Source organism: Pseudomonas sp. R1-7 (assembly GCF_051132105.1).
Lineage (GTDB): Bacteria > Pseudomonadota > Gammaproteobacteria > Pseudomonadales > Pseudomonadaceae > Aquipseudomonas.
In genome coordinates this window covers 3,171,395-3,187,225 of sequence record NZ_CP071661.1, presented here as the reverse complement: position 1 = coordinate 3,187,225, position 15,831 = coordinate 3,171,395, and the positions used below count along the sequence as shown (strand labels likewise).

Genomic DNA, 15,831 nt, shown 5'->3' with positions numbered 1-15,831 from the left:
TTGCCATGTCCAGGCGAGGCCATAATAAAAACAGAGGATCCCCTCATGCGTGCCCGTCAACAGAACTTGCCCTCATTAATTACCTTCAGATCCGGGTCCCTCCGGGATATTCCAGCGATCCGATAGCGCCCGCCCTGTCGCGTCGGCAGCGGGCCTGCGTCTGGATCAATCTGTGAGGTGTTCAAGATGACAAAAGTCGTCGATCTGTATTTCAAGCTGCTCAAGTTGCTGATCGTGCTGTGCATGATCGCAATGATCGTCCTGGTGTTCGGCAATGTGGTGCTGCGCTATGCCTTCAACTCGGGCATCAGCGTGTCCGAGGAGCTGTCGCGCTGGTTCTTTGTCTGGATGATCTTTCTCGGTGCCCTGGTGGCACTCAAGGACCGCGCTCACCTGGGCATGAACAGCCTGGTCAAGCGCTTGCCACCAGCAGGCAAGCGTGCCTGCCTGGTCATCGGGCATTTGCTGATGCTCTACATTTGCGGGTTGATCGTCAGCGGCAGTTGGCAGCAGGCAGTGATCAACCTGAATGTGGTCGCGCCGGCGTCCGGCCTGTCGATGGCGTTGTTCTACGCCGCCGGGCTGGTATTCGGTGTCAGCGCAACGGCCATCCTGCTGTACGAACTGTACCTGGCGTTGTTCGGCAAGCTGCGCGATGACGACCCTTTGTTAGTCGAGGAAAGCGACGCCGCCAGCTTCAACCCTGACACCTTCAAGAGTACCCGCCCATGACGCTGGCTATTTTCCTCGGCTCGCTGATGGGCAGCATGGCGCTGGGCATCCCGATTGCCTTTGCCTTGCTGGTGGTCAGCGTGGCGTTGATGGTCTACCTGGACCTGTTCGACGCACAGATCATCGCGCAAAACCTGCTCAATGGCGCCGACAGTTTCCCGCTGATGGCCGTGCCGTTCTTCATGCTGGCCGGCGAGGTCATGAACGTCGGCGGCCTGTCCAAGCGCATCGTCAACATTGCCATGGCGCTGGTGGGACACAAGCGCGGCGGCCTGGGTTACGTGGCGATCATCGCCTCGTGCCTGCTGGCTTCGTTGTCCGGTTCGGCCGTGGCCGATGCGGCGGCTCTGGCGGCGTTGCTGGTGCCGATGATGGTACTGGCCGGACACAACCGCGGGCGCTCGGCCGGGCTGATCGCCGCCGGCAGCACCATTGCGCCAGTGATTCCGCCGAGCATCGGCTTCATCGTCTTCGGCGTGGCCTCTGGTGTGTCGATTTCCAAGTTGTTCCTGGCCGGTATCGTGCCTGGGGTGATGCTGGGTGTCGGACTGGCCATTGCCTGGTGGCTGATCTCCCGGCGCGAGAACGTCGAGACGGCGCCCAAGCGTTCCCGTGCCGAAGTGATGCGCACACTGCTCGACGGCAGTTGGGCGATGGGCCTGCCCTTGATCATCATCCTGGGGCTCAAGTTCGGCATCTTCACCCCGACGGAAGCGGCGGTGGTCGCGGCGGTCTATTCACTGTTCGTGTCCCTGGTGATCTACCGGGAGATGAAGATCAGCCAGTTGTACGAAGTGATCCTGTCCTCGGCGAGGACCACGTCGGTGGTGATGCTGCTGGTGGCGGCGGCCATGGTCTCATCGTGGCTGGTGACGATCGCCGATCTGCCGGGCCAATTGGCGGAGCTGCTCGCGCCATTCATGGACAACCAGACCCTGCTGCTGTTGGTGATGATGGCGCTGATCATTCTGGTGGGCACGGTCATGGACATGACCCCGACCATTCTCATCCTCACCCCGGTGCTGATGCCGGCCGTCATCCAGGCCGGTATCGATCCCGTGTACTTCGGCGTGTTGTTCCTGATCAACACGGCCATCGGCCTGATCACGCCCCCGGTGGGCACGGTGCTCAACGTGGTGTGCGGAGTGGCAAAGCTGGACTTCGAGGAAATCGTCCGCGGGGTCTGGCCGTTCATGATTGCGCAGTTTGTGGTTCTGGTGCTCTTGGTCCTGTTTCCGCAACTGGTCATGGGGCCGTTGAAATTCTTCACCGGATGACACCGGTGCTCGCTGGCTCGACCTTTAAAAACAATAACGATCGGAGAGTGACATGGGAAAACTTATGAAAACCTTGCTGGCCGGAGCGTGCGCGACGGGCTTGCTGCTGACCAGCGTAGCCAGCCATGCGGATGAGATCCGCGAGCGGACGTTGCGATTCGCGTTCCAGAACGTCAAGGAACATCCCCAGGGCCAGGGCGCGCAGAAGTTCGCCGACCTGCTCAGCGAAAAGAGCGGCGGCAAGATCAAGGTCCGCCTGTTCCCTGGCGGAACCCTGGGCGGCGACGTGCAAACGGTGTCGGCATTGCAGGGCGGGACCTTGGACATCACCGTGCTCAACTCCGGCATCCTGGCCGCCCAGGCTCCGGATTACGCCATGCTCGATTTCCCATTCCTGTTCAACAACGTCGAGGAAGCGCACGCGGTCATCGATGGCCCGGTCGGGCAGAAACTGGCGGCGCAACTGGACAGCAAAGGGCTGGTGGGGTTGGGCTATTGGGACCTGGGGTTCCGTAACCTGACCAACAGCAAGCACCCGGTGAACAAGCTCGAAGACCTGCAGGGCTTGAAACTGCGCGTCATCCAGTCGCCGATCTACCTGGAGACCTTCACGGCCCTGGGCGCCAACCCGGTGCCGATGGCGTTCCCCGAGGTTTACACGGGTCTGGAGCAGCACACCATCGATGGCCAGGAAAATCCTTTCACAGTGATTGAAGGCAACAAGTTCTACGAGGTACAGAAGTATCTTTCCGTCACCGGCCACATCTTCAATCCGCAGTCGTTGATCATCAGCCAGAAAACCTGGAACCGTCTCAACGATGATGAAAAGGCGATGATCCGCGCCGCCGCAGCCGAGGCGCAGACCTTCCAGCGCGAAGTCACCGCGACAAGCATGGACAAGGCCAAGGCCACGCTGGCCGGTTCTATGACTGTCAACGAAATCACCCCGGCCGAGAAAGACCGCTTCCGCGAGCGCGTGCAGCCGGTGATCGATAAGTTCGCCAAATCGTTGGATGGGGAACTGGTGAAGATGATGTACGACGAAATCAGCAAGGTGCGTGCACAGTGAGTTGAAGCAAACCCGCGAACGGTCCATATGAAGGGCGCCCGGACACTGTCCCGGCGCCCTTCGTTTTGCCTCGCTATATGCCAACCTGAAGTCGTTTGTGGAACAGTCATGGCCGGTCGATGTCACAGGCATGCCTCCAGACTTGTTAGGCTATGGCACTTACATCTCGTTTTCACTTTGAACAGCGGGGCTTTTCAGACCATCACGCGTGTGTGCGTGCTGCAAAATCAAAGGAGGTTCACGTGGGTAAAGATCCTGTAGACGATCTATCAGGAAAATCCCAGGCGCCCGGTACGGAGGGGATACCTGCCCCCAGCGGCGAGGCAAATCTCATCGAAACAGACTATGTCATCGGACAGGACAATTTCCGCGGCGAGTTTTCTTTCTCCCTGGATATCCATGGCAAGGTCTTTCTGATCTCCGCTGCCACCGTTCTGTTGTTCGTCATCGTGACGCTGGCTCTGCAAAATGAAGTCGAGCCGCTTTTCAGCGCCATGCGCGGTTGGTTGACCCGAAACCTGGCCTGGTTCTTCATGAGCGCAGGGAATATTTTCGTATTGTTGTGCCTGGCGTTGATCGTTTCGCCACTGGGAAAGGTGCGATTGGGCGGCCGCGACGCCACGCCGGATCATACCTATTTGGGTTGGTTCTCCATGTTGTTCGCCGCCGGGATGGGTATCGGGCTGATGTTCTACGGCGTGGCGGAGCCCATGTCGCATTACGCCGCCGCGTTGGGGGGCGTGACGCTCGATCCTAGCGGGGTACGCACGGACTGGGCCCCCCTCGATGGTGCAGCGGGCGACATGCAGGGCGCTGCGGATCTGGCGATGGCTGCGACGATTTTTCACTGGGGACTGCATCCCTGGGCTATCTACGCGATCGTGGCGTTATCCTTGGCGCTGTTCTCGTTCAACAAAGGCTTGCCGCTGTCGATTCGCTCGATTTTCTATCCATTGCTGGGGGAGCGTGTCTGGGGGTGGCCAGGGCACATCATCGACATCCTGGCGGTGTTCGCTACGCTGTTCGGGCTTGCGACGTCGCTGGGTATCGGTGCCGAGCAGGCCGCGGCGGGGATTGAACACCTGTTCGGCATCCCATCCACCAACGTCAGCAAGGTGGTACTGATCATCGGCATCACGCTGATCGCACTGTGGTCGGTACTGGCCGGGCTGGAGAAGGGCGTCAAGCTGCTCTCCGAAATCAACATGGGCCTGGCGCTCCTGTTGCTGCTCTTCATCATTGTCGTCGGTCCCACCTTGGCCATTCTTACCGGCTTCTTCAAGAACGTGGTGACCTACGCCGAGTATCTGCCGGCATTGTCCAATCCTTTCGGTCGTACCGACGCCGAGTTCACCCAGGGCTGGACAGCGTTCTACTGGGCCTGGTGGATCAGCTGGTCGCCATTTGTAGGCATGTTCATTGCGCGGGTCAGCCGTGGCCGGACTGTCCGCGAGTTTCTGATTTCTGTCTTGCTGGTGCCCTCGCTGGTGTCGGTGCTCTGGATGACCACCTTTGGCGGGACCGCCATCGATCAGGCCACCTTGCAGGGATTGAGCGGGGTCAAGGATGCGGTGCTGGAACTCAAACTGTTCGCGATGCTGGAAGCGCTGCCCCTCAAGGAAATCTCATCGCTGCTGGGCATCGTGCTGGTGATCGTCTTCTTCATCACTTCGTCGGACTCCGGCTCGCTGGTGATCGACACCATCACCGCCGGCGGCAAGGTCGATGCGCCCGTTCCTCAACGGGTTTTCTGGGCAGTCATCGAGGGTGTGATTGCCATCGCGCTGCTGTTGGGCGGTGGGCTGATCGCCTTGCAGGCCATGGCGGTTTCTACCGGACTGCCCTTTGCCATCGTGCTGCTGCTGGGCTGCATTTCCCTGGTGAAGGGATTGATGTCGGAACCGCGATCCTGATCGCCTGAAAGTTGTCTGGGGCGAGGCACGCCCCAGCGTTCAATCCCAGAGCTGCCCGACCGCGACGCACGGGCTGTAATGAGTGGCCACCTGCGCTTGGAGCAGCTCGGCCGTGGCCAGTGCGTCGGTCAATGCATGGTGGGCGTGATAGGTCGGCAGTCGATAACGTTGGCGAGTATCGGCCAACCGGATGGAGGCCGGCGGCCGGCGCAACAATCTGTCCAACCAGCGGCGACGCCCCCTGACTCGCCATGCCTCCAGCTGCATCGTGTCGATGACCGGAAACTGTAACCCCTCTCCAAGGTGACGCCGAAACGCTTCGTCCAGAAAGTTGCGTTCGATGGCCCGGTAGTGCACCACCATGATTCGTCCCTCCATAGCTTGCAGCAGGTTGTCCATGATGTCTGGCAGGCGGGGGGCATGACGGATGTCTGCGTGGGTGATGCGGTGAAATGCCACCGACTCATGGGTCAGCGTGGAGGGTTTGATGACCCAGTACAGGGCTTCTCCGCACCGTATTCGCTTCAGGGTGAAAGGCACCAGGCCGATGCTGACGATGCTGTCGCTGCGGGCATTCAAACCGGTGGTTTCAAGGTCCATTGCCAGCAATTCGACCTGGTCCAGCGCAGTCTGGCCGCTGATCACCCCGGCCGCGTAGAAACGCCGCAGCAGGGGATGCTGTGCTTGTCGCGCCAGTTGCTCGAAGCGCGTCGTCCAGTCCGGCATCGTCCGTTCAGTGGGCACTCGTGGGGCGTTCATCGGGATGGCCGGGCGTGACCGGGATAGCGGAAACGCAGGAATTTCTGGGCATTGCTCAACACTTGGAACGCTTCCTTGAGGTTGTGCCGCTCAGTGGTGGAGAAACGCTCGGGCTCGATGTAATTGTTCGGTTTGCGCCCGTGTTCGATGGCATCGGCCTGGTGCCGAATGCGCACCATCGACAGGAACTCCAATGCGTAGCGCAGGTGCTCGATGGCCTCGGGCTGCACCCACCGCGTATGGCCGATGGCATCCAGCCGATCGAAGGAGTTCTGCGCCGTAGTGCCACACGCCAGCGCGTGGATGCGGATCAGGTCGGTGAGGGGCGCCGTGCCACGGCCCTTGAGGTTGATAATCTGTTTTTGTTCCCCGTCCGTTTCCATGACAAATGTGCGAAAGAAACCCAGCGGCGGCGTGCGATTCAATGCGTTGCGCGCCATCGCTGCCAGGAAAGCCGGAGTATCCCTGGACTTCTGCGCACACAGCGTCTTGAGCGATTCGACCATGTCCAGCGCACCATAAACCCCGTCCAGGTCAAAAAAGATGCAGCTGTTGAGCAGGGTGGCGGCGTTAGGTTTCTCGATCCACTGGCTGAAATAGCCACGCCACACCCGCAGTGGCTGACGCCACTGGACGTTGGTCGCCATGATCCCGCCCTTGCAGTAGCTGTAGCCGCATTGGGCGAGCCCGTCGCTGACGAACGCGGCCAACTTGCGGAAGTAATCGTCATGCAGGGCTGGGTCGAAACGATCATCCAGCACCAGGGCGTTGTCCTGGTCCGTCACGAGCAGTTGTTCGTCACGGGCCATCGAGCCCAGCACCATGAAGCAATACGGAACCGGTGGTGGTCCCAATTCGCGTTCGGCCAGTTCAAGCAGCCGCTGTGTGAAGGCACGACCGATGCCCGAGATGGCGCTGCCGATCATGTGTGCGGTCGCGCCGTCGCGGACCATGCGAATGTAGGTACCGCGTAAATCGCGCAGCAGTGAGCGAAGACCTTCGACGCTGGTCTGGTTGGAGATGCTGTTTACCAGGTACAGGCTGCTCTGGGACTCGTGCCGGATGATATCCGACAGATTGATCAAGCCGAGTGTACGGCCCTTGTCCATTACCGGAAGGTGGTGGATGTTGCTCCTGAGCATGCACAGCATCGCCTCGAACAACGAGTCATCTGCCTGGATGGCTACCGGATCGATCGACATGACTTCGCCAATCGTGGTGTCGCCGCTGCGGTTGGTGGCCACGACGCGAGTCCGCAGGTCCCGGTCGGTCACGATGCCGAGCATCTGCTCGGGGTTTTTCCCGGCAGGCTCAAGGACCACGACACAGGAGACGCTTCGTTCGGTCATCAACTGTGCGGCCTCGCGGACGCTGGTTTGCGGCGTTACCCAGACCAGATCTCGAGAAATCAATGCGCGGGATTTGAGCTGGATCAGCTCGCTCGCACGCCCCTGGGCCTCGACAGCTGACTTGAGTCTGGAATGTCCTTCGGCCTCGACAAAATCGGCAAAACTGTCGTGCCGCTCGCATAACCGGGCGAATACATCCGCCGGAATGAAATAGATCAGGCTGTCTTCCAGGGCCTTGGCCGGGAAGCGTACCCGGTTGCTGCGCAGCAAGCCCGCCTGACCGAAGATATCGCCCTCGACCAGCCGGTTATACAGTTCGCCGCTTCGCCGATAAATCTCGACGGCGCCGCTGCGTACATAGTGCAGCTCATGGATGTCCGCCCCCGCTTCGAGGATCGGACTTCCGGCCTTGAAATAGGCGACCTCGACGCGCCGGGCAATATCCTCCAAGGTCTCCTGGGGAAGCGCATCGAATGGCGGAAAACGATGAAGGTGCTCACTGATTTCCAGTAATTCGATCTGCATGGGGCCTCGTGACAGTTCTGTTGGAAGGCCCAACATGCCAGACCATGGCGCCGCACACAAACCCCGGAACGCGAGCGTGTACGGCCACCGGTTCGTTATTGGGCTTCAGGCACCGCCAGCCATTGCCCAATCACCTTCTGATAGCTGCCATTGGCCTTACTCAGGTGCAGCCACTGGTCGACGTACATCTTCCAGGTGTTGTCGTCACGGGGCAGCAAGTAGGCTTTCTCGCCATATTGCAGGTAGCGGGTCGGGTTGACGGCGCACAGGCCCGGCTTGAGTTTCTGCTGGTAGAGCGCTTCCGAGGCATCGGTGATCATCACGTCGGCGCGTTTGTCCAGCAGCTCCTGGAAAATCGTCACGTTGTCGTGGAAGGCCAGCTGTCCCTTGGGCAGGAACGCCCGCACGAACGCTTCGTTGGTGCCGCCGGCCGGCTCGACGAGGCGCACCGAAGGCTGGTTCATCTGCTCGATGGTCTGATAGCGCGACTGGTCTTCGCAGCGCACCAGCGGGATCTTGCCGTCGACGTCCAGGGTGCTGCTGAAATAGGCTTTCTTCTGCCGTTCCAGGGTGACCGAAATCCCGCCCATCCCGATGTCGCATTTGCCGGCCTGCATGTCTGGCATCAACGTTTTCCAAGTCGTCTGGACCCATTGCACCTTGACGCCCAGGCTGGTGGCGAGTGAGCGCGCCATGTCGATGTCGATGCCTTCATATTCCCCCGATTCGGCCTTGTAGGTGTAGGGCTTGTAGTCGCCGGTGGTGCACACCCGCAGTTCACCTTGCTGGATCACTTTGTCCAGGTGCGAAGGCGCTGGCTCGGCCAATGCATTGCCGCAGAACGCCAGCAGGCCACAGAACGTCATCGTGCTTGTTATGGTTTTCATAAGGATGGGACGTCTCGCAAGGGAAGGGGACCAGACGGGGGAGTGTAGTAAAACTGCCAACGGGCTGTCACTTGGACGTCGAGACGATCGATCAGCCCGAAGTGCGATCGACCGCCCGCAGGTTTTCCAGGTAGGCGCAGAACATATCGGCCATGGCATCGGCATACGTCTGGACCTCCTGCCGAGTACGAGGCGTTGCCGAAAACCGTTTACCCACGGAACTGAGGGTGGCGATGATCAGCTCACCGGCAAGGGCGCGGGTGTGCACGTCGGCATCCGGCAGCACTTGCTGCATGAACGCGTCCACTGATGCCTGCACCGACATGCGTGCCGCCTGGTGCTCGGGAGCGTCCCGATAGAGCGGCGCGGCATCGTTGAGCGCGATGCGAATCTGCGCTTCGTCGCACTCGGACTGGATGAACGCCTGCACAAGGGTTCGTAACCGGGCGAGGGGCGGCTTGGCGGAGTCCTCCAGAATGTCTCGCAACATATCGCTGGTCTGCCGCCACTCATCACTCTGCAGCCGGAACAGGATCGCAGCCTTGTTTGGAAAGTATTGATACACCGACCCGACGCTCACACCCGCACGCTCGGCTACGCGGGCAACGGTAAAGCGTTGAGCACCGTGGCTCGCCAAAACCTGAACAGCCGCTTCCAGGACCGCTGCCACGAGTTCGGTGGAGCGGGCCTGTTTTGGCTGTTTGCGCGAGGAAATCTGCGGGCTTGGGCGTTCGGACATAAAGCCATAGACCTCGGAAAAGGAATGCGAATAGGAAATGCGACGGATTATTCGTATCTTGAATGCGACGAATTGATCGCATTCTAGTCGTCTCCACAAACAGCGTTCAACCTCACTTCGCGTCGCTTTCCATGGGTAGGGTCATGACTCAAGAAAATATTCATCTGGGCGCCTCTGTGGCGCCCCGTGCAACCCTCGAGGCCAATCCGGCGCTCAAGTTGTTGCCGCTCACGTTGACCGTGTTTATCGGGTTCCTCACCATCGGCCTGCAACTGCCGGTCTTGCCGCTTCACCTGCATGACACGCTGGGGATGGGCACGCTGGTGATTGGCCTGGTGGTCGGCGCCCAGTTTGCCGCGGCGCTGCTATCGCGGGCCTGGGCCGGCAACTTCGCTGACATGCGCGGGGGCAAGCGCGCGGTCACGGTCGGGCTGGTGACGGCGGCGTTCGGCGCGTTGGTTTATCTGCTGTCCCTGGCGTTCGTGTCCACGCCGGTGTTGTCGGTCTGGCTGTTGTTGGTGGGCCGCGTGTTGCTGGCGGTTGGCGAAAGCCTCGTCGTCACCGGCGCGTTGGGGTGGGGCATTGGCCGGGTTGGGCCGCAGCATGCTGGCAAGGTCATGGCCTGGAATGGCATTGCCATGTACGGCGCATACGCCTTGGGCGCTCCGCTTGGCGTGGCGCTCAATTCGGGCTGGGGGTTCATGGGCATCGTTGTGGCGTCGGCGTTCATTCCGCTGTTGGCCTTGGCGGTTGTCGCCGGTGTCCGCGGCGCAGCCCCTACGGCGACCCGACGTACACCGTTCTACAAGATGTTCGGCGCCGTATGGGTTCCCGGCATGGGTCTGGCGTTTTGCAGCGTCGGCTTTGGCGTCGTCACAGCGTTCATTGCCTTGTTATTCGCGGCCAGGGATTGGGGTAACGCTTCGCTGGCGTTCACGGCGTTCGGCTTGGCCTTCATCGGCGCGAGGCTGTTGTTCGGGCACCTTCCGGACAAGATCGGTGGCGCACGCGTCGCATTGGTTTGCGTGGTGATCGAGGCCGTTGGGCTGCTGCTCATCTGGAGCGCCGATACGGCAATCATTGCCTATCTCGGTGCGGCGTTAACCGGCTTTGGGTATTCCTTGGCATTCCCCGGTTTTGGCGTCGAAGCAGTGCGCCGTGCGCCGCCACAGGCTCGCGGCCTCGCCATGGGCGCCTATGTTGCGTTCCTGGATATTTCCCTGGGCATCACCAGCCCGCTGGCCGGTGTGTTGGCCAGTGGTTGGGGTATCGAGGCGGTTTACCTGGCCGGCGCCATCGCCGTTGCGTTGTCGTTCGGGGTGGCCTTGATGCTGCTCAGGGGCCGGGAAATACAAGTTCAGTACAAATCCTGAGCCTTATTCAGGTTATAGAAGGCTTTTTCAGGCAGGAGTGTTGCACATGCAAGTATTCATTACCGGAGCCACGGGCTGGGTTGGGTCGGCCGTGGTGCAGGATCTGCTCGGCGCCGGGCATCAGGTCACCGGCCTGGCCCGTTGCCAGGAAAAGGGCGCCGCGCTGGCCGCCATCGGCGCGCAAGTTATCCATGGAACGTTGGACGATCTCGAGGTCCTGCGCAACGCGGCCTCGAAGGCGGACGCGGTGATTCACACGGCATTCAACCATGACTTTTCGCGGTTCGCCGAGAATGCCGAGCAGGACCGCCGGGCCATCGAGGCATTGGGAGGGACCTTGCAGGGATCTGATCGGCCTTTACTGGTGACGTCGGGCTTGTTCGGATTGACGCGGGGCGCAAGCGAATTGGAGGTTCCAAGTCCGGCTTCGCCACGCAAGTCCGAAGCCGCCGCCAGGGAACTGGCCGAGCGCGGCGTGCGTGTGGCGACGGTGCGGCTGGCGCCCTCGGTTCATGGTGTCGGCGACCATGGGTTCGTGCCGATCCTGATTCGTTTGGCGCGGGAGAGAGGTGTGTCGGCTTACCTGGGCGATGGCAGCCATTGCTGGTCCGGCGTGCATCGGCTGGATGCTGCGCGGGTTTATCGATTGGCGCTGGAGCAGGGCGTGACCCAGTCCGTCTACCACGCCGTTGCCGACGAAGCCGTGCCCTTCAAGGAGATTGCCCAGGCGATCGGGCGTGGCCTGGGGGTCCCGGTCGAATCTCGCGAGCGCGAGCATTTTGGCTGGTTCGCTCATATGGCGGGCGCGAGCATGGCGGTCTCCAGCGAGTACACCCGTAGCTTGTTGGGTTGGGTGCCGAGCGGGCTGGGGTTGTTGGAAAATCTTGAACACCCTGATTACTACATCAGCGGGGAATGATCCCGTGGTCGATCGCGTATTTCGCCAGGGCCGCGGGTTTGTCGATGTTGAGCTTGCGGCGGATGCTCAAGCGGTGGGTTTCGACGGTGCGTACGCTGATGTCCAGTTCGCGGGCCATTTCCTTGTTGTTGAGTCCCTGGACCATCTTGGCCAGCACCTGGCTCTCGCGTGGTGTCAGCTCGCTGTCGGTGGTCGAGTCGGTGGCCAGGCGCTGGGCAATTTCGGCGCTGTAGAAGGTGCCGCCGCGGATAATGGCCTCGATGGCGGCGATGATTTCCTTGGACGGTGAATTCTTCAGCACATAGCCGCTGGCACCGGCGCGTACGGATTCGCTGACGTACTCATGATTGTCGTACATGCTCAGGATCAGGATCTTGAGCCCGGGGTATTGCTTGCCCAACTGCCGGGTCAGCTCGAGGCCGTTCATGTCCTTGAGACCGATGTCCATCAGCAGCAAGTCCGGTTGGCAGCGCCCGACCATCTCAATCGCTTGGACACCGCTCTCCGCCTCGCCGACCACCTCGAGCCGGGGCATGACGGACAGCAGGGCGCGGATGCCGTCGCGGACCAAGGCGTGATCATCGACCAACGCGACGCGTATGGTGGTGGGGCGGTTCATCGGCAGGTGCTCTTATTGAAAGGGGCGCGGATCAGCTTTCCGTGGCTGGCATGGTCATGGGTAGCAGGATATCCAGTTCGCTTCGTCCCGGCACCGATGTCATGTCCAGCCGCCCGCCGAAATGCTCGACACGTTCGCGGATATTACGCAGGCCAATGCCAGTATGGCCACGTTCGACCTGCGGGACGTTGAAGCCCATCCCGTCATCTACCACAGTCAGGCGCAAGGACTGGCCGGAGCCGAACAGGGTGATGGCGACACGTTTCGCCCCGGCATGACGCTCGATGTTGGTCAGCGCCTCCTGGGCAATGCGGAATAGCGAGACCGGCGCGCCGTTTTCCAGGCGACAGTCGAACTCGTTGCTTCGGTAGGACACTTCCAGTCCGCTGCGTTGCTCGAACTCGGCCGCAAGCTGGCCGATGGCCGCCGGCAGGCCCAGGGTGTCGAGCAAAGAGGAGCGCAGGTCGTGGGAGATGCTGCGGATTTCACCGATGGCTTCGCCCAGCCGGTCCGTGGCGTTCTTCAGGATGCCCAGGCCGTTTTCCTGGCCGTTCTCGATGACGTGGCTAGCCAGTTCGAACTGAAACTTGATCGACACCAACAGTTGGCTGATGCCGTCATGCAGTTCGCGCGATACCCGGGAGCGCTCTTCTTCTTGCAGGCTGACAATGCGCTGGTTCAGGCGCTGCAGCTTCTTGTCGGCCAGGCGATGCTCGCTGACATTGAGGGTGATGCCGCCTGCAAACACCAGCAGCACCGCGATCAGTGCGATGGCCGCGATCGCCTGCATCGTGGTGTGGATGCCTTGGGCCACTTCGTCGCGGGCCTGTTGGGTGGCGCGCTCGACGTCTTCCAGATAGATTCCGGTGCCGAGCATCCAGCCCCAGCGATCGAGCATCACGACATAGGCCAGCTTGTCGGTCACCTGGCCGGAGGACGGCTTGTTCCAGGCATAACGCTGGAAGCCTTCACCCGATTCGGCGCTCTTGAGCAATGCCTGGATGACCGGCAAGCCTTGCGGATCCTTCATGTCCCAGAGGTATTGCCCTACCAGTTCCGACTGGCGGGCGTGCATCAGGCTGCGACCCTGGCGGTCGTACACAAAGAAGTACCCGTTGATGCCGAAACTCAGCTTGCGCAGCTCTTCCAGCACTTGTTGTTGCGCCCGCGCGTCGCCTTTGCCGTCGTCGTACAGCGGGGCGATCAGGCTCTGCGCCATCTCGACATAGTTTTTCAACTCGGCTCGCTTGCTCGCCAGGATGCTGTCTTCGATCAGTTGCGCCTGTTGGTCGCCCAACTGGCGGTTGAGTGAGATCACCAAGGCGCCGATGACGGCAATCGCCAGGACCAGCGGCAGGATCCCGAGAGCGACAATCTTGTGTTTGAGCAGCATCGTGACTCCAGTCCGGATTCGGCGGGGAGGTGGATGGCGGGCATCATATGTCAAACCAATGGATGAAACATAAGACCTGTGGGGGCGGGTGCGTCTACGTAGTACTACGGATTTATTTATTGACCACTAGCAGGGATATTGGGCCGGCTCCGAATAGCCGGGGCACACTATAAAAACAATCGCCGCAATCCACTGGATATCGGCAGGAGACACGCAATGACAACCCGTCTGGTTAAACACCTCGCCTGGTTTGCCGTGGCTGTTCTGGGAGCATGTGCGCTAAGCGTCGTGGCCTTGCGCCGCGGAGAGCCGATCAACGCCCTCTGGATCGTCGTCGCAGCCGTGGCCATTTACCTGGTCGCCTACCGCTACTACAGCCTCTTCATCGCCAACAACGTGATGCAACTCGATGCGCGCCGGGCCACGCCTGCCGTGCTCAACAACGATGGCCTGGACTACGTCCCGACCAACAAACACATCCTTTTCGGCCACCACTTCGCGGCCATTGCCGGCGCGGGGCCGTTGGTCGGGCCGGTGCTGGCGGCGCAGATGGGCTATTTGCCCGGCACGCTCTGGCTGATCGCCGGCGTGGTGCTGGCCGGTGCGGTGCAGGACTTCATGGTCCTGTTCCTCTCCACCCGCCGCAACGGTCGCTCCCTGGGCGACATGGTGCGCGAGGAAATGGGCCGCATTCCCGGCACCATCGCGCTGTTCGGCTGCTTCCTGATCATGATCATCATCCTCGCGGTGCTGGCGCTGATCGTGGTCAAGGCCCTGGCCGAGAGCCCGTGGGGCATCTTCACGGTGATGGCGACCATCCCGATCGCGATGTTCATGGGCATCTACATGCGCTACATCCGTCCGGGCCGCATCGGCGAGATCTCGATCATCGGCGTGCTGTTGCTGCTGGGCTCGATCTGGCTGGGCGGGCAGATCGCCGCCGATCCGGTGTGGGCCAAGGCCTTCACCTTCACCGGGATCCAGATCACCTGGATGCTGATCGGCTACGGTTTTGTCGCGGCGGTGTTGCCGGTGTGGCTGATCCTCGCGCCACGGGACTACCTGTCCACCTTCCTCAAGATCGGCACCATCGTCGCCCTGGCGATCGGCATCCTGGTCACCATGCCCGAGCTGAAAATGCCGGCGCTGACCCAGTTCACCGACGGCACCGGGCCGGTGTGGAAGGGCGGACTGTTCCCGTTCCTGTTCATCACCATCGCCTGCGGCGCGGTCTCGGGTTTCCACGCACTGATTTCCTCGGGTACCACGCCCAAGCTGCTGGATAACGAAACCAACGCCCGCTACATCGGTTACGGCGGCATGCTGATGGAATCCTTCGTGGCGATCATGGCGATGGTCGCGGCCTCGGTGATCGAGCCGGGCGTGTACTTCGCCATGAACAGCCCGGGCGCCATCGTCGGCACCGACGTGGTGGCCGTGGCCCAGACCGTCAGCAGTTGGGGCTTTGCAATCACCCCCGAGGCGCTGCAAGCGGTGGCCAAGGACATCGGCGAGACCACCATCCTGGCCCGTGCCGGCGGTGCGCCGACCCTGGCGGTCGGTATCGCGCAGATCCTGCACTCGGTGCTGCCGGGTGAGAACACGATGGCGTTCTGGTACCACTTCGCGATCCTGTTCGAAGCGCTGTTCATCCTCACCGCGGTGGATGCCGGCACCCGTGCCGGGCGGTTCATGCTGCAGGACCTGCTCGGCTCGTTCGTGCCGGCCCTCAAGCGCACCGAATCCTGGACCGCCAACCTGATCGCCACCGCCGGCTGCGTCGCGCTGTGGGGCTACTTGCTGTACCAGGGCGTGATCGATCCGCTGGGCGGCATCAACACCTTGTGGCCGCTGTTCGGCATTTCCAACCAGATGCTGGCCGGTATCGCCCTGATGCTCGCCACCGTGGTGCTGATCAAGATGAAGCGCCAGCGCTACGTCTGGGTCACGCTGCTGCCGGCGAGCTGGCTGCTGATCTGCACCACCACCGCGGGCCTGATCAAGCTGTTCGACGCCAACCCGGCGATCGGCTTCCTGGCCCTGGCGCGCAAATACAACGATGCCCTGGCCGCCGGCCAGATCCTGGCCCCGGCCAAGAGCGTCGAGCAGATGCAGCATGTGGTGTTCAACGCCTACACCAACGCAACGCTGACGGTGTTGTTCCTGTTCGTGGTCTTCAGCATCCTGTTCTACGCGCTCAAGGTCGGCATCGCCGCCTGGGGCACGAAAGAGCGCACGGACAAAGAAGCGCCATTCCAGGCCCTGCCGGACGCTTGA

General features: G+C 61.3%; 13 protein-coding genes. 7 read left to right on the top strand and 6 right to left on the bottom strand.

Annotation, left to right across the window (positions count from 1 at the left end; translation table 11 throughout):
• Nucleotides 1-186 precede the first annotated feature (186 nt).
• From J3P79_RS14305 to J3P79_RS14290, 4 genes are all read left to right on the top strand, one after another.
• The gene (locus J3P79_RS14305) at nt 187-732 is read left to right on the top strand and encodes a TRAP transporter small permease (RefSeq protein WP_434603454.1); all 546 of its coding nucleotides are present in this window, start codon (nt 187-189) and stop codon (nt 730-732) included.
• Nucleotides 729-2,009, top strand: coding sequence for a TRAP transporter large permease subunit (locus J3P79_RS14300; RefSeq protein WP_434603452.1), 1,281 nt, complete (start codon nt 729-731; stop codon nt 2,007-2,009). Before J3P79_RS14305 ends, J3P79_RS14300 begins: the two co-directional genes overlap by 4 nt.
• Nucleotides 2,010-2,061: 52 nt before the next feature.
• Nucleotides 2,062-3,078 (top strand): TRAP transporter substrate-binding protein, encoded by a 1,017-nt coding sequence (locus tag J3P79_RS14295; protein ID WP_434603450.1) that lies wholly within the window; start codon nt 2,062-2,064, stop codon nt 3,076-3,078.
• Nucleotides 3,079-3,320: 242 nt separating this feature from the next.
• On the top strand, nt 3,321-4,991 hold the full coding sequence (locus J3P79_RS14290) for a BCCT family transporter (protein WP_434603448.1): 1,671 nt from the start codon (nt 3,321-3,323) through the stop codon (nt 4,989-4,991).
• 39 nt (nt 4,992-5,030) lie between these two features.
• Here the strand turns inward: J3P79_RS14290 and J3P79_RS14285 are convergent, their stop codons facing one another.
• The 4 genes from J3P79_RS14285 to J3P79_RS14270 form a co-directional block, all read right to left on the bottom strand.
• Complete coding sequence (locus J3P79_RS14285; protein ID WP_434603446.1) at nt 5,031-5,750, bottom strand: 3'-5' exonuclease; 720 nt, start codon at nt 5,748-5,750, stop codon at nt 5,031-5,033.
• Entirely contained in the window at nt 5,747-7,624 is a 1,878-nt protein-coding gene (locus J3P79_RS14280; protein WP_434603444.1) for a DUF294 nucleotidyltransferase-like domain-containing protein, read from the bottom strand. Before J3P79_RS14280 ends, J3P79_RS14285 begins: the two co-directional genes overlap by 4 nt.
• Before the next feature lie 95 nt (nt 7,625-7,719).
• Entirely contained in the window at nt 7,720-8,511 is a 792-nt protein-coding gene (locus tag J3P79_RS14275) for a transporter substrate-binding domain-containing protein (RefSeq protein ID WP_434603442.1), read from the bottom strand.
• A 91-nt stretch (nt 8,512-8,602) separates the two neighbouring features.
• Nucleotides 8,603-9,250 (bottom strand): TetR family transcriptional regulator, encoded by a 648-nt coding sequence (locus tag J3P79_RS14270; protein WP_434603440.1) that lies wholly within the window; start codon nt 9,248-9,250, stop codon nt 8,603-8,605.
• A 143-nt stretch (nt 9,251-9,393) separates the two neighbouring features.
• On the opposite strand from J3P79_RS14270, the gene J3P79_RS14265 reads away from it, so the two are divergent.
• Both J3P79_RS14265 and J3P79_RS14260 read left to right on the top strand, forming a co-directional pair.
• Nucleotides 9,394-10,623: an arabinose transporter gene (locus J3P79_RS14265; RefSeq protein ID WP_434603438.1), complete on the top strand. Its 1,230-nt coding sequence runs from the start codon at nt 9,394-9,396 to the stop codon at nt 10,621-10,623.
• Nucleotides 10,624-10,669: 46 nt separating this feature from the next.
• Nucleotides 10,670-11,542, top strand: a complete 873-nt coding sequence (locus J3P79_RS14260) for an SDR family oxidoreductase (RefSeq protein WP_434603436.1) — start codon at nt 10,670-10,672, stop codon at nt 11,540-11,542.
• On the opposite strand, the gene J3P79_RS14255 is transcribed toward J3P79_RS14260, so the two are convergent.
• Together J3P79_RS14255 and J3P79_RS14250 are read right to left on the bottom strand one after the other, a co-directional pair.
• Complete coding sequence (locus tag J3P79_RS14255) at nt 11,529-12,161, bottom strand: response regulator (protein ID WP_434603434.1); 633 nt, start codon at nt 12,159-12,161, stop codon at nt 11,529-11,531. The two genes, J3P79_RS14260 and J3P79_RS14255, sit on opposite strands and share 14 nt — an antisense overlap.
• Before the next feature lie 31 nt (nt 12,162-12,192).
• Nucleotides 12,193-13,554, bottom strand: a complete 1,362-nt coding sequence (locus tag J3P79_RS14250) for a cache domain-containing protein (protein WP_039590027.1) — start codon at nt 13,552-13,554, stop codon at nt 12,193-12,195.
• A gap of 216 nt (nt 13,555-13,770) precedes the next feature.
• Here J3P79_RS14250 and J3P79_RS14245 point away from each other — a divergent pair, with 216 nt between their 5' ends.
• Nucleotides 13,771-15,831: a carbon starvation CstA family protein gene (locus J3P79_RS14245; protein WP_434603432.1), complete on the top strand. Its 2,061-nt coding sequence runs from the start codon at nt 13,771-13,773 to the stop codon at nt 15,829-15,831.